Below are 13,162 nucleotides of genomic sequence, written 5' to 3'. Positions count from 1 at the left end.
AGGTACACATGACTGCGAAAAAGGTCACCGCCGCGATCGTCGGCTCCGGGAACATCGGCACCGACCTCCTCCACAAGCTCCACCGCTCCCCGTACATCGAGCCGCGCTGGATGATCGGCGTGGACCCCGACAGCGCGGGCCTCGCGCGGGCGCGGAAGCTGGGGGTCGAGGCGAGTCACGAGGGCGTCGAGACGCTCCTGGCCCAGGACGAGCTGCCCGACCTCGTCTTCGAGGCGACGAGCGCCTACGTCCACCGCGCCAACGCCCCGCGCTACGCCGAACTGGGCATCAGGGCCATCGACCTCACCCCGGCCGCCGTCGGCCCCGCCGTGGTCCCGCCCGCGAACCTCACGGCGCATCTGGACGCGCCCAACATCAACATGATCACCTGCGGCGGCCAGGCCACCATCCCCATGGTGTACGCGGTCTCACGCGTCGTGCCCGTCGCGTACGCGGAGATCGTGGCCTCCGTCGCCTCGGTGTCCGCGGGACCCGGCACCCGCGCGAACATCGACGAGTTCACCCGGACGACGTCCCGCGGCATCGAGGAGATCGGCGGCGCCGCGCGCGGCAAGGCGATCATCATCCTCAACCCGGCCGAGCCGCCCGTCATCATGCGCGACACCGTCTTCTGCGCCATCCCCGAGGACGCCGACCGGGACGCGATCGCCCTCTCCGTCAAGGAGGTCGCCGAGAGCGTGGCGACGTACGTGCCGGGCTACCGGCTGCGCACGGAACCGCAGTTCGACGACCCGTCACCCATGAACGGCGGGATGGCGCGCGTAGCGATCTTCCTGGAGGTGGAGGGCGCGGGCGACTTCCTGCCGCCGTACGCAGGAAACCTCGACATCATGACCGCCGCCGCGACGAAGGTCGGCGAGGAGCTCGCGAAGGGGATCCGCAAGTGAAGCCGTACTCCGAGACGCTCGACATCCGTGTCACCGACTCGTCGCTGCGCGACGGTTCGCACGCGAAGCGTCACCAGTTCACCGCCGACGACGTACGCCGCGTCGTCGGCGCCCTCGACGGCGCGGGAGTGCCCGTCATCGAGGTCACGCACGGCGACGGCCTGGGCGGCTCGTCCTTCAACTACGGGTTCTCGAAGACGCCCGAGCAGGAGCTCATCAAGGCCGCCGTCGACACGGCGCGGCAGGCACGCATCGCGTTCCTGATGCTGCCCGGCCTCGGTGTGAAGGACGACATCAGGGCCGCGCACGCGAACGGCGCCAGCGTGTGCCGCATCGCGACGCACTGCACGGAGGCCGACATCTCCGTCCAGCACTTCGGCCTGGCCCGGGAGATGGGCCTGGAGACCGTCGGATTCCTGATGATGGCGCACTCCACGACGCCGGAGCGGCTCGCCGCCCAGGCCAGGATCATGGCCGACGCCGGCTGCCAGTGCGTGTACGTCGTCGACTCGGCCGGCGCCCTGGTGATGGACGACGTCACCGACCGGGTGTCCGCGCTCGTCGCCGAGCTGGGCGACGACGCGCAGGTCGGCTTCCACGGCCACGAGAACCTCGGCCTGGGCGTCGGCAATTCCGTGGCCGCCGTGCGCGCCGGAGCACTGCAGATCGACGGTTCGACGCGGCGGCTCGGCGCGGGCGCGGGCAACACGCCCGTCGAGGCGTTCGCCGCCGTCTGCCACAAGATGGGCCTGCGCACCGGCATCGACGTACTGAAGATCATCGACGCGGCCGAGGACGTCGTGCGGCCCGTCATGGACGACGAGTGCCTGCTCGACCGGATGTCCCTCCTGATGGGGCACGCCGGCGTCTACTCCAGCTTCCTCAAGCACGCCTACCGGCAGGCGGAGCGCTACGGCGTCTCCGGCGCCGAGATCCTGCTGCGCGCCGGCGAACGCCGCCTCGTCGGCGGCCAGGAGGACCAGCTCATCGACATCGCCGTCGAACTCGCCGCACGCGACTGAAGGGCAGGACACGCGACATGACCGCACAGCAGCAAGAGGTCCGCGTCATCGAGGCCACCGCGCCGCCGGCCCGCTACGCCCGCGGCTGGCACTGCCTGGGTCTGGCCACCGCCTTCCGTGACGGCGGCCCGCACGAGGTCGAGGCGTTCGGCACGAAGCTCGTCGTCTTCCGGGGGGAGGACGGCGACCGCCTGCACGTACTCAACGCGTACTGCCCCCACATGGGCGGCAATCTCGCCCACGGCACCGTCAAGGGCGACGCCGTCGCCTGCCCGTTCCACGACTGGCGCTGGGCGGGCGACGGGCGCTGCGCCGGCATCCCGTACGCGCGCCGCGTCCCGCCGCGCGCCAGGACCCGCGCCTGGACCACCCTCGAACGCAACGGGCAGCTCTACGTGTGGCACGACCCCGAGGGCAATGAGCCCCCGCCCGGCGTCACCATCCCGGAGATCGAGGGCTTCGGCAGCCCCGAGTGGTCCGACTGGTCCTGGAGCGCGCTGCGCGTCGAGAACTCCAACTGCCGCGAGATCGTGGACAACGTCGTCGACATGGCGCACTTCTTCTACGTCCACTACGCGTTCCCGAACTACTTCAAGAACATCTTCGACGGCCATGTCGCCACCCAGTACATGGAGTCCACGCCGCGCGGCGACGTGGAGCTCGGCACGCTGTCCACCGGCGGCGGCCTGCGTTCCGACGCCTCGTACTTCGGCCCCTCGTACATGATCGACAAGCTGTGGAGCGATGTCGGGGGCGGTGTCGAGATGGAGTCCGTCCTGATCAACTGCCACTACCCGATCGACGAGAACAGCTTCATGCTCATGTACGGCGCGATCGTCAGGAAGCTGCCCGGCATGACTGACGAGCAGGCAGCCGACGCCGCCCGGCTCACCTCCGAGGGCCTCGCGGTCGGCTTCGAGCAGGACGTCGAGATCTGGCGGAACAAGACCCGCATCGACAATCCGCTCCTCACCGAGGAGGACGGTCCCGTCTACCAACTGCGCCGTTGGTACGAGCAGTTCTACGTCGACGCCGGTGACGTCAAGGACGAGATGGTGCGGCGCTTCGAGTTCGAGATCGACACCGAGCGCGCGACCGCCGCCTGGCGCGCCGAGGTCGAGGAGAACCTCGCCCGGCGGGAGGCCGACTGATGCGGCCCGTGCGGTGCGGGGCCTGCGGAAACCAGGTCCTGTGCGAGAAGTTCAGCGCCGCCCACACGCAGATCCAGTGGACCGAGGAGGCGGCCGCGGTCTGCCCGATCATCGCGGAGCGCGTCACGGCCGGCGAACTGAGCGCGCGGGTACGGGGCTGCGCGCCGCTGCGGGCGAGCATCGACGTGGCGGTCGCGAGCGGCCTCCTGGAGGTCGCGGATGCCTAGCGTGAGGGTTCGGGTCGCGGAGGTGATACGGGAGACGGCCGACGCGGTCTCTCTTGTCCTGGACGCGCAACTCCCTTACAAACCCGGCCAGTTCATGACCGTGCGACTGCCCGGTGGCGGGGCCCGCTGCTACTCCCTGGCCAGCTCCCCGCACACCGGCGAGCCCATGAAGGTCACCGTGAAGGCGGTCGCCGGGGGAGTCGGGTCGGGCTGGATCTGCGAAAGCGTCGAGCCCGGCGACGAGCTGGAGGTCCTGCCGCCCGCGGGGACGTTCACGCCACCTGACCTCGACGGGGACGTGCTGCTCGTGGCGGGCGGCAGCGGCATCACGCCCGTCGTCTCCATCGCCAAGTCGGCGCTCGCCGCGGGCCGCGGCCGGGTCGCCCTCCTGTACGCGAACCGCGACGAGGAGTCGGTCATCTTCCGCGAGGAACTCCGGCTTCTGGGAGTCGAGTTCGCGGGCCGGCTCACCGTCGTGCACTGGCTGGAGACCCTCCAGGGCCTGCCCACGGCCGCCGCCCTGCGCGCACCCCTCGCCCCGTACGCGGGACGCGACGCCTATCTGTGCGGGCCCGCGCCGTTGATGGACGCGGCCGAGCAGGCGCTACGGGCGGTGGGCGGCCGGTCCGTGCGCAGGGAGCGGTACTTCTCGCTCGGCGACGACGTGTTCGCCGAGCCGGAGGGCCGGTCCGAGCGCCAGGGCGGGGCCGGGCCGGACGCCGACGACCACCGGCTGCACGTGGAACTCGACGGCGAGGAGCGGGAAGTGGCGTGGCCCGCCGGGACGCCGCTGCTCGACGCCCTGCTCGCGGCCGGCGTCGACGCCCCTTTCTCGTGCCGCGAGGGAGCGTGCAGCGCGTGCTGCTGCCGGGTCACCAAGGGGGAGGTCACGATGGCGCGCAACGAGATCCTCGACCAGCGGGACCTCGACGAGGGGTACGTCCTCGCGTGCCAGGCGCTGCCCGTGTCGGACGCGGTGGGGGTCACGTACTCCTGAGGGGCGCGGGCGGGGTCCGCATCCGAGGGGCCCGGCCCGCGCGGTGGGGTCGGGCCAGGCACCTCGGGAGCAGGTCCGCCCGCTACATCCACTCACTCGTCCGCAGCCACCCCATCATGTTGTCCAGCGCCTGCTCGGAGACGCCGGGCGCGCAGCTCGGCGGCGGCGCCGAGCGGGTCGCGCGGCCGGGGCCGTACAGGTCGCGCCAGACCGTGCGGGCGCAGGCGAGCACGGCGGGCGCGAGGCGTTCCAGGTCACGCTGGGCCGTCAGCCCCTTGCCGGACAGGGAGATCGCGGCGACGGCCCGGCCCGCGCCGCGCAGCGGGGCCGCGACGCAGACGACGTCGCGGTGGCTCTCCTCGCGGTCGAAGGCGACACCCCGGTCGCGGGCCGCGGCGAGCGCGGAGCGCAGCGCGGTCGGCTGCGTGAGGGTGCGCGGCGTGCGGGGGCGCAGCCCCTGCGCGAGGACGCCCTCGACGGTGGCGGGGTCGCTGAACGCGAGGACCGCCTTGCCGGCGGCCGTGCAGTACGCGGGCATGCGGCCGCCGACCCGGGAGGGCACCGACGTGTCGTGCAGACCGCCGATCCGTTCCAGGCAGACCACTTCGGCGCCGTCGAGGACGTACAGGTGCACCAGGTGCCCGGTCGACTCGTGCAGCGCGTGCAGCCGGGGGAGCGCCGTCCGGCGCAGCCGGTTGTGGTGGGCGGCGAGCGCGCCCAGTTCGAGCATCCCCATGCCCATCCGGTAGTCCCTGCCCTCCCGGTCGAGCCAGCCGAGCCGTACCAGCTGGTCGAGGATGCGGTGGGCGGAGGACCGGGGGATCCCGGAGCGCCGGATCACCTCCGTGAGGGAGAGACGCGGCTGCGCGCCGTCGAAGGCGCCGAGCACCTTCGCGGCCTTCTCCAGGAGCGAGGGCGCGGCGCCCCCGACGATCCCGGTCTGCTCGGGCATGGCTGAACCCCCAGGACAACAGGGCGCATCCGCGACATTGCGGGCGCGTTGACGACCTCGCGCCGACCTTGCCATGCGCCCTCGGCCCAGGGGAAGAGCCGGGAGCTATGTATTTCGGTTCGGCATACCTGTCGCTCTCGAGTCGATCGCTCCGGCACGCCCGTCCTCCTCACGCCGTCCGTCGCCGCGTGCCTGTGCTCGTGCTCGTCACGTCGCTCGTCGCCGCGTGCCTGTGCTCGTCACGTCGCTCGTCGCCGCGTGCCTGTGCTCGTCACGTCGCTCGCCGCCGCGCGCCCGTCCTCGTCACGCCGTGCCCGCCACGAGGGACCGCAGCAGCCCCACGTCCGCCCCCGTGAGATCGGCGACGACCGTGCGGCCCGGGGCCGGAGCGATCGGCCGCACCGACGGGACCGCGAGGACCGCGCACCCCGCTGCCTCCGCCGACGCCACCCCCGTCGGGGTGTCCTCCACCGCGACGCACCGCGCGGGCTCCACGCCGAGCGCCGCGGCCGCCGCGAGATACGGGTCCGGCGCCGGCTTCGTGCGCGGCGTGTCCTCGGCCCCGTACACCGCGTCGAAGACGTGTCCGTCCAGGGAGCCGGCGATCCGGCGCACCACCGCGCGAGGCGACGCCGACACCAGCGCCGTCGGGATTCCGGCCGCGCGCAGTGCGGTCAGCAGCCCGAGGGCGCCCGGCCGCGGCGGCGCGCCCTCGGCGATCCGGGCGGTGAAGCCCCTGCCCAGTTCGTCCGCGAGGCCCTCGCGGGACGCGCCGAGGGACTCGTGCAGCAGATCCGCCGTGTCCTCGACCGAGCGTCCGAGCGCCGCGGCGCGGCCCTCCTCGTCCAGGGTGCGGCCGTGCCGCTCGGACACGGCCTCGACGACCTCGAGCCACATGTCCTCGGTGTCGACGAGCGTGCCGTCCATGTCGAAGAGCACCGCCTGGAGGGCGGAGGGGTCGACGGGCAGCGCGCGGGTGGGCACGCCGGAGTGGGCGCGAGGGGTGTTCACAGTGCTCCAGAAGCCGAAGGGACAGGCCGACCCTCTCATTACGGTCGCCCCGCATGACAGGCCGGTGAACGGCGCGCGCCATCCACGCAGCCCACAGGCGACAGCGGGGGAACCCGCCGTGGTTCCCGCTCAGCGGGAACCACCCGTTCTCGGCCCGCGGGAGGCGGGCGTACGGTCCAGCCACTCGAACCCGCACCCAGGAGAGGGCCCTCGCATGAGCGAATCCCCGGCCACCGCGGCCGCCGTACTCGAAGCGGTCCGCGCCCTCACGCCGGCGCTGCGCGAACGCGCCGCCGAGGCGGAGGCGCTGCGCAAGGTGCCCGACACGTCGATCAAGGACCTGGAGCAGACCGGCTTCTTCCGGCTCCTCCAGCCCCGGGCCCATGGCGGATTCGCCGCGGACCCGGCCGTCTTCTACGCCGCCGTCCGCGAGATCGCCCGAGCCTGCGGCTCCACCGGCTGGGTCGCGTCCGTCGTCGGCGTCCACCCCTGGCACGTCGCGCTCTACGACCCGCGCGCCCAGGAAGAGGTGTGGGGCGCCGACCCGTCGACCCGGATCTGCTCCTCGTACGCCCCGACCGGCAAGGTCACCCCCGTCGACGGCGGCTTCCGCATCAGCGGCTCCTGGAGCTTCTCCTCCGGCTGCGACCACGCGGACTGGGCGCTGCTTGGCGGCCTCGTCATGGACGCGGACGGCCGGCCCGTCGACATGCGGACGTTCCTCGTGCCGCGCACCCAGTACCGCATCGACGACGTGTGGGACACCGTCGGCCTGCGCGGCACCGGCTCCAACAACATCGTGTGCGACGACGTGTTCGTGCCTGAGCACCGCGCCCTCAGCTTCGGCCCCGTCACGGCCCTGAACGTGCCGGGCCACGCGGTCAACCCGGAGCCGCTCTACCGCCTCCCGTACGCCGCCGTCTTCACCACCACCATCTCCACCCCCGTCGTCGGCATCGCCGAGGGCGCCCTCGACGCGTACATCGAGGCCACCCGCAAGCGCTTCCGCGTCTCCTATGGCGAGCAGGTCGCCGAGGACCCCTTCGCGCAGGTCCGTATCGCCCGCGCGGCCTCCGACATCGACGCCGCTGGTCTTCAACTCCAGCGCAACATCGCCGAGTTGTACGCCTGCGCGGAGCGCGGCGAGGAACTCCCGATGCCGCTGCGCGCCCGTGCCCGCCGTGACCAGGTCCTCGCCACCGAACGCGCCGTCGCCGCCGTCGACCTGCTCATGGAGAACGCGGGCGGCGGCGCCATGCGCACCGGCCCCAACCCGGTGCAGCGCGCCTGGCGCGACGTCCACACCGGCCGCGGTCACGCCGCCAACGACCCCGAGCGCGCCCTCCTCCTCTCCGGCCAGAGCGCCCTCGGCCTCGACATCCAGGACACGATGCTGTGAACACCCTGACTGCCCAAGGAACTTCGCGGACCGTCAAAGCGGCGGGCCTCGCGCTCCACTACCACGAGGCGGGCCCCGACGCCCCGGACGCCCCCGTCGTGATCATGCTGCACGGCGGCGGCCCCGGTGCCTCCGGATGGTCCAACTTCGGCCGCAATCTGCCCGTGTTCGCGGAGCACTTCCGCACCCTCCTGGTCGACCAGCCCTGCTACGGGAATTCCGACAAGCCCGAGCTCACCAAGGACTTCTTCTCCTACGCAGCCGATGCCGTCGCCGCCCTCATGGAGGAACTGGCCATCCCCCAGGCGCACTTCGTCGGCAACTCCCTAGGGGGCGGCACCGCGACCCGGATGGCCCTCGACCACCCGGGCAAGGTCGGCAAGCTCCTCCTGATGGGTCCGGGCGGCATCTCCGTCAACCTGTTCGCGCCCGACCCGACCGAAGGGATCAAGAAGCTCTTCGCGTTCAACGGCTCGGGCGAGCCGACCCGCGCCATGATGCGCGACTTCCTCACCACCCTCGCGTACGACGCCTCGATCGTCACCGACGCGTTCGTCGAGGAGCGCTACGTCCAGGCCACCGACCCCGAGGCCAAGCTCGGCAACGACCGCATGGCCGCGTCCTTCGCCAAGTGGCCCGCCGACACGATGCTGTGGCGCGAGGCCCACCGCATCACTGCCCCCACACTCCTCACCTGGGGCCGCGAGGACCGCGTCAACCCGCTCGACGGCGCACTGGTCGCTCTCAAGACCATCCCGGACGCGCGTCTGCACGTCTTCCCGCACTGCGGCCACTGGGCGCAGACGGAGCGGTTCGACGAGTTCAACCGCCTCGCCATCGACTTCTTCCGCCCCTAGCCACTGGCCACCGGCCACCGGTCAGCAGTCACCAGCCACCGGCCGGCAGCCACCAGCCACCGGCCGGCAGCCACCAGTCATCGGCCCGCAGCCGCCAGCCACCAGTCACCAGCCACCGAAAGGCCCACAGCCATGGACATCCGCTCTCTGGGCTTCCTCCGCATCGAGACCGCGAAGCTCGCCGAGTGGCGCACCTACGTCATCGACATCCTCGGGATGACGGAGGGCGCCGACTCGACGGACACCGTCCTGCACGCCCGGATCGACGACCGCATCCGCCGCCTGTCCTTCGTGGCGGGCGAACACGACCGCCTCCTGTCGGCCGGCTTCGAGGTCGCGAACGCGCGAGCGCTCGCCGAGGCCGCCGCCGAACTCGAAGCGGCCGGAGTCGCCGTCAAGCACGCCGACGACGCCACCCTCGCCGACCGCCGCGTACAGGGCCTCATCCACTGCGAGGACCCGGCCGGCAACCCCCTGGAGATCTACTGGGGCCAGGCCCAGGACCACACGCCGCTCGCCGCGCCCTACGGCAACCGCTTCGTCACCGGCGACCACCTCGGGCTCGGTCACGTCGTCATGCCGGCCCCCGACATGGAAGCCACCCTCGACTTCTACGAGAACCTCCTCGGCTTCCAGCTCCGCGACCGCATGAAGCTGCCGCCCGCCGCCGTGCCCACGGGGAAGCCGGGCCAGGACTTCTACTGGATGAACTTCCTCAGCCCCAACGCCCGCCACCACAGCCTCGGCCTGTACCCGGGTGAACTCCCGCCCGGCATCGTGCACTTCATGGTCGAGCTGGAGCGCCTCGACGACGTCGGCTTCTGCCTGGACCGCATGAACGCGGCGGGCATCCCGATCGCCTCCACCCTCGGCCGGCACTCCAACGACCACATGGTGTCGTTCTACGCGCAGGCCCCCGGCGGCTTCCAGGTCGAGTACGGCTGGGACGGTCTTCTCGTCGACAAAGCGACCTGGGTGACGAAGGAGATCACCTCCGACAGCTTCTGGGGCCACCGGTGGAACGGCTGACCCCGGACGCGTTCCGCGACGTCCTGGGCCACTTCGCGTCCGGCGTCACGGTCGTCGCCGCCCTCGACGAGGACACGGGCGAACCGGTGGGCCTCGCCTGCCAGTCCTTCGCCTCGCTCTCCCTCGAACCGCCGCTCGTGCTGCTGTGCGTCGCCAAGTCGTCGACGAGCTGGCCCAAGGTGCGGCGCGCCGGCCGGTTCGGCGTCTCGATCCTCGCCGACGATCAGCGCGCCGTGTGCGCCGCCGTCGGCCGCAGCGGGCCCGACAAGTTCCGCGACGTGCAGTGGGAGCCGGCCGCGGGCGGCGCGGTCCGCGTGGCCGGCGCCCTCGCCACCGTCGACTGCGAGCTCTACGCCGTCCACGAGGCCGGTGACCACTGGATCGTCACCGCCCGCGTCCTCGGCCTGACCGCACGCGACGGCGGTGGACCCCTGCTCTACTTCCGCAGCGCCTACGCCACCGGGGAGTTCGCATGAGTGACGCCGAGATCGGCTACGACGTGGTGGTCGTCGGGTCCGGCGCCGCTGGGTTCGCCGCCGCGATCACCGCCCGTCTGCGCGGCCTGACCGCCCTGATCGTCGAGAAGACCGATCAGTACGGCGGCTCCACCGCCCTGTCCGGCGGCGCGATCTGGGTGCCGGGCAACTTCCATCTCGACGCGGCCGGCCTCGGCGACACGTACGAGAAGGCCCGCGCCTACCTCGACGCGACCGTCGGCGACCGCGTACCGGCTGACCGCAAGGACGCCTATCTGCGGCACGGGCCAAGCATGGTGCGCGAGTTCCACGACCGCACCGCCGTCCGCTTCATGTACACACCCGGCTACTCCGACTACTTCCCGGAGGCGCTCGGTGGCATGGCGCAGGGCCGCTCGGCCGAGCCGTGCGTCGTCGACCTCAAGGAACTCGGCCCGCTCGCCCGGGACCTGCGCCGTGCGGGGCTGCCCACGTACGGGCTGACCATGACGTCGTACGACTTCCGGTTCCTCAACATGGTCGCCCGCACCTGGGCCGGCAAGCGCAGATCGCTGCGGGTGGGGGCGCGGGCCGTGGGCGCGGCACTGCGCGGGCGCAAGCTGCTCTCGCTGGGTGAGGCGCTCATCGCCAGGATGCGGCTCTCCCTGGAGCGCCTCGGCGGCGACCTGTGGCTGTCGGCGCCGCTGACCGGCCTCGTCGTGGAGGACGGCCGCGTGACCGGCGTCCGCGTCGTGCGCGACGGTACCGAACGCGTCGTACGGGCCCGCGGCGGCGTCGTCCTCGCGTCCGGCGGTTTCTCCCACGACCAGGCCCTGCGCGACAAGTACCTGCCGCAGCCCACGTCCACCGCCTGGACCCACTCCTCCGAGGGCCAGGTCGGCGACGCGCTGCGCCTGGGCGAGGAACTCGGCGCCGCCACCGACCTCCTCGACAAGGTGTGGGGCGCCCCCTCTCTGTGCCCGCCGGACGAGAAGCCGTTCTTCCTCGTCGCCGACCGGGGCATCCCCGGCATGGTGATCGTGAACGCGGCGGGGGAGCGGTACGCCAACGAGGCGGCGCCGTACCACGAGTTCGTGGACCGCATGTACGCCGCCGACCGCCCCGACGCGACGACCGTCCCGTCCTGGCTGATCCTCGACGCCCGCTCCAAGGCGCGCTACATCTTCGCGGGCCTCTTCCCCGGCCAGGCCTTCCCGAAGCGGTGGCGCGAGAGCGGCTTCCTGAGGGAGGCCGCCACCCTGGAGGAGCTGTCCCGGATCATCAAGACGCCCCGACTCCCCTCCACCATAAGGAGGTTCAACGGCTTCGCCGCCACCGGGAAGGACGAGGACTTCGCCCGCGGCGACAGCGTCTACGACCGCTACTACGGCGACCCGACCCTGCGAAACCCCAACCTCGCCCCCCTCGACAAGGGCCCCTTCTACGCCGTCCCCGTCCACCCCGGCGACATCGGCACCAAGGGCGGCCTCGTCACGGACGCGGACGCCCGCGTCCTGCGCGAGGACGGCACGCCCGTCGCCGGGCTCTACGCCTCCGGGAACTGCTCGGCGGCCGTCATGGGGGAGACGTACCCGGGGCCCGGCGCCACGATCGGGCCCGCCATGGCGTTCAGCTGGGCCGCCGTCAACGACATCGCGGGACCGTCCACTCCAGACGGGCCCTGACCCGCGCGTCGGGGACATGGCGGATCGCGTCACGCGCCGTGTCGTGCGCGTACCCGCCGGGCGGCCGGCAGGCGAGGATCCGCGCGAGCGCCTCGACGGCCCGCGCATCGTGGCGCAGCGCCAGACCGCGGGCCGCCTCCGCCGCGGCGTCCGGGACCGGGTCCTCGAGGAGCGCGGCCAGCGCGTCGCGCACCTGATCCGTGTCCGCGGGGGCCGCGGCGAGCGCCGCCGCGGCCCAGTTGCGCACATCGCCGTCCGCGTCGCGGGTCAGCGCGACCAGCGCGGCGACGCCCTCGCCGTGCCCGGCCGGCACCAGCCCCGTCAGGGCCGCCGCCACCGCGAGGCGCACCTGCGGCTGCGGATGCCGCGCGTGCAGCAGGATCTCCGGCAGCGCCGCCGGATCCCCGAGATGGCCGAGCGCGACGACGGCCGAGCGCAGGCCGGCGGTGTCGCGGGCGGTGCGGGCCAGGGCGCGCAGCACCGGGAGCGACCGGGCCGTGTACCGGCCCCGTGGCCCCAACTGCCCGAGCACATCCGCCCCGAGAGCCCGCCGCGGCGCCTCACCGCTCGCACACCACGCGGCCGCCGCGAGGAACGTCTCCTCGTCGCCGCGCGCCCGGAGCACGGCCACCGTCTCGGTCCAGTCGTCGTCGTCTGGATCACCGCGGCGCAGCGCGCGCTCCGCCAGTTCGGCGGCCGGTGTGACGATGCCCAGGTCCGCCTCCAGGAGCGTGGCGATCGCCGCGTGCCCCGTCTGCATGTCGTTGCCCGACCGCGGCCGCCCCTCCTCGTCGAGCAGTTCCACGGCCACGGTCACCCCGCCGTCCTCCACGAACCGCTGCGTCACCGTCTCGCTCCCGGGCCGCTCGAGTCCCGCACGCAGCACCGCCGCCACATCCGCACCGCACCAGGCCAGCGCCTCGGTGAGCGCCTCGGTCCGCCCCCGCGCGCCGTGTTCGAGCAGAGCGCGCACACACCCCGTGGACCCGCGCCGGGCCGCCGTGACCAGCGGAAGACCGCCGCCGGGGCCCGGCAGCTGCGGATCCGAGCCGCCGTCGAGCAGCGCCCGCACCACCCGCTCGTGCCCGCGCTGCAGCGCCCACGCCATCGCCGTGAACCCGAACTCCTCGCGCAGATCGACGCGCGCGCCCGCCCCGAGCAGAGCCCGCACGACCTCCGTGTGCCCGCCGCACGCCGCACCGCACAACGGCAGATCCGTGCCACTGCTCAGCCGGTCCGGGTCCGCCCCGGCCGACAACAGCAGACGTACGATGCCCGGCTCGTCGCTCACCGACGCCAGATAGAGCGCCGTACGGCCCTCGTCGTCCGGCTCGTCCGCCGCGGCGCCCGCGCGCAGGGCCCGCACCACCGCGTCCTCGTCACCGCCGTACACCGCGTCGAACAGGCCACCCGCGCCTGCCTTCTGCTCTTCGTCCATCTGTCGACCATCGCCCCTCACCCGAGGTGAA

Annotated in this window: 13 protein-coding genes; 10 read left to right on the top strand and 3 right to left on the bottom strand. The window is 72.8% G+C overall.

Translation table 11 applies throughout. From position 1 onward, the window contains the following. The first annotated feature begins 8 nt into the window (after positions 1-8). From ACFC96_RS29810 to ACFC96_RS29790, 5 genes are read left to right on the top strand one after another with little or no spacing between them, the layout of a single operon-like run. Positions 9-908 (top strand): acetaldehyde dehydrogenase (acetylating), encoded by a 900-nt coding sequence (locus ACFC96_RS29810; RefSeq protein WP_376258546.1) that lies wholly within the window; start codon positions 9-11, stop codon positions 906-908. Further along, entirely contained in the window at positions 905-1,930 is a 1,026-nt protein-coding gene (gene dmpG / locus ACFC96_RS29805; protein ID WP_376258545.1) for a 4-hydroxy-2-oxovalerate aldolase, read from the top strand. Before ACFC96_RS29810 ends, dmpG begins: the two co-directional genes overlap by 4 nt. A 17-nt stretch (positions 1,931-1,947) precedes the next feature. After that, complete coding sequence (locus tag ACFC96_RS29800) at positions 1,948-3,081, top strand: Rieske 2Fe-2S domain-containing protein (RefSeq protein ID WP_376615026.1); 1,134 nt, start codon at positions 1,948-1,950, stop codon at positions 3,079-3,081. Then, entirely contained in the window at positions 3,081-3,308 is a 228-nt protein-coding gene (locus ACFC96_RS29795) for a hypothetical protein (protein WP_376615024.1), read from the top strand. The genes ACFC96_RS29800 and ACFC96_RS29795 overlap by 1 nt, the downstream gene beginning before the upstream one ends. Next, entirely contained in the window at positions 3,301-4,305 is a 1,005-nt protein-coding gene (locus tag ACFC96_RS29790) for a 2Fe-2S iron-sulfur cluster-binding protein (RefSeq protein WP_376615022.1), read from the top strand. The genes ACFC96_RS29795 and ACFC96_RS29790 overlap by 8 nt, the downstream gene beginning before the upstream one ends. 82 nt (positions 4,306-4,387) lie before the next feature. Here ACFC96_RS29790 and ACFC96_RS29785 read toward each other — a convergent pair whose 3' ends face one another. Continuing rightward, complete coding sequence (locus ACFC96_RS29785) at positions 4,388-5,257, bottom strand: IclR family transcriptional regulator (protein ID WP_376258537.1); 870 nt, start codon at positions 5,255-5,257, stop codon at positions 4,388-4,390. A 303-nt stretch (positions 5,258-5,560) separates the two neighbouring features. Next, the gene (locus ACFC96_RS29780) at positions 5,561-6,268 is read right to left on the bottom strand and encodes an HAD family hydrolase (protein ID WP_376615021.1); all 708 of its coding nucleotides are present in this window, start codon (positions 6,266-6,268) and stop codon (positions 5,561-5,563) included. A gap of 214 nt (positions 6,269-6,482) precedes the next feature. Here ACFC96_RS29780 and hsaA point away from each other — a divergent pair, with 214 nt between their 5' ends. The 5 genes from hsaA (at position 6,483) to ACFC96_RS29755 (ending at position 11,693) form a co-directional block, all read left to right on the top strand. Then, the gene (gene hsaA, locus ACFC96_RS29775) at positions 6,483-7,667 is read left to right on the top strand and encodes a 3-hydroxy-9,10-secoandrosta-1,3,5(10)-triene-9,17-dione monooxygenase oxygenase subunit (RefSeq protein WP_376258533.1); all 1,185 of its coding nucleotides are present in this window, start codon (positions 6,483-6,485) and stop codon (positions 7,665-7,667) included. Further along, positions 7,664-8,524, top strand: a complete 861-nt coding sequence (hsaD, locus tag ACFC96_RS29770; RefSeq protein ID WP_376615019.1) for a 4,5:9,10-diseco-3-hydroxy-5,9,17-trioxoandrosta-1(10),2-diene-4-oate hydrolase — start codon at positions 7,664-7,666, stop codon at positions 8,522-8,524. Before hsaA ends, hsaD begins: the two co-directional genes overlap by 4 nt. A gap of 132 nt (positions 8,525-8,656) precedes the next feature. Then, entirely contained in the window at positions 8,657-9,553 is an 897-nt protein-coding gene (locus ACFC96_RS29765) for a VOC family protein (RefSeq protein ID WP_340460872.1), read from the top strand. Further along, positions 9,541-10,029: a flavin reductase family protein gene (locus ACFC96_RS29760; RefSeq protein ID WP_340460871.1), complete on the top strand. Its 489-nt coding sequence runs from the start codon at positions 9,541-9,543 to the stop codon at positions 10,027-10,029. The genes ACFC96_RS29765 and ACFC96_RS29760 overlap by 13 nt, the downstream gene beginning before the upstream one ends. Further along, complete coding sequence (locus tag ACFC96_RS29755; RefSeq protein ID WP_376615017.1) at positions 10,026-11,693, top strand: FAD-dependent oxidoreductase; 1,668 nt, start codon at positions 10,026-10,028, stop codon at positions 11,691-11,693. Before ACFC96_RS29760 ends, ACFC96_RS29755 begins: the two co-directional genes overlap by 4 nt. Here the strand turns inward: ACFC96_RS29755 and ACFC96_RS29750 are convergent. Beyond that, positions 11,653-13,131, bottom strand: coding sequence for an ankyrin repeat domain-containing protein (locus tag ACFC96_RS29750; protein WP_376615016.1), 1,479 nt, complete (start codon positions 13,129-13,131; stop codon positions 11,653-11,655). The genes ACFC96_RS29755 and ACFC96_RS29750 overlap by 41 nt on opposite strands. Positions 13,132-13,162: the final 31 nt, after the last annotated feature.

It is taken from the genome of Streptomyces sp. NPDC055955, from assembly GCF_042270245.1.
Classification (GTDB): Bacteria; Actinomycetota; Actinomycetes; order Streptomycetales; family Streptomycetaceae; genus Streptomyces.
The sequence above is the reverse complement of the archived record's forward strand: the minus strand, read 5'-3'. Positions and strand labels throughout refer to the sequence as shown.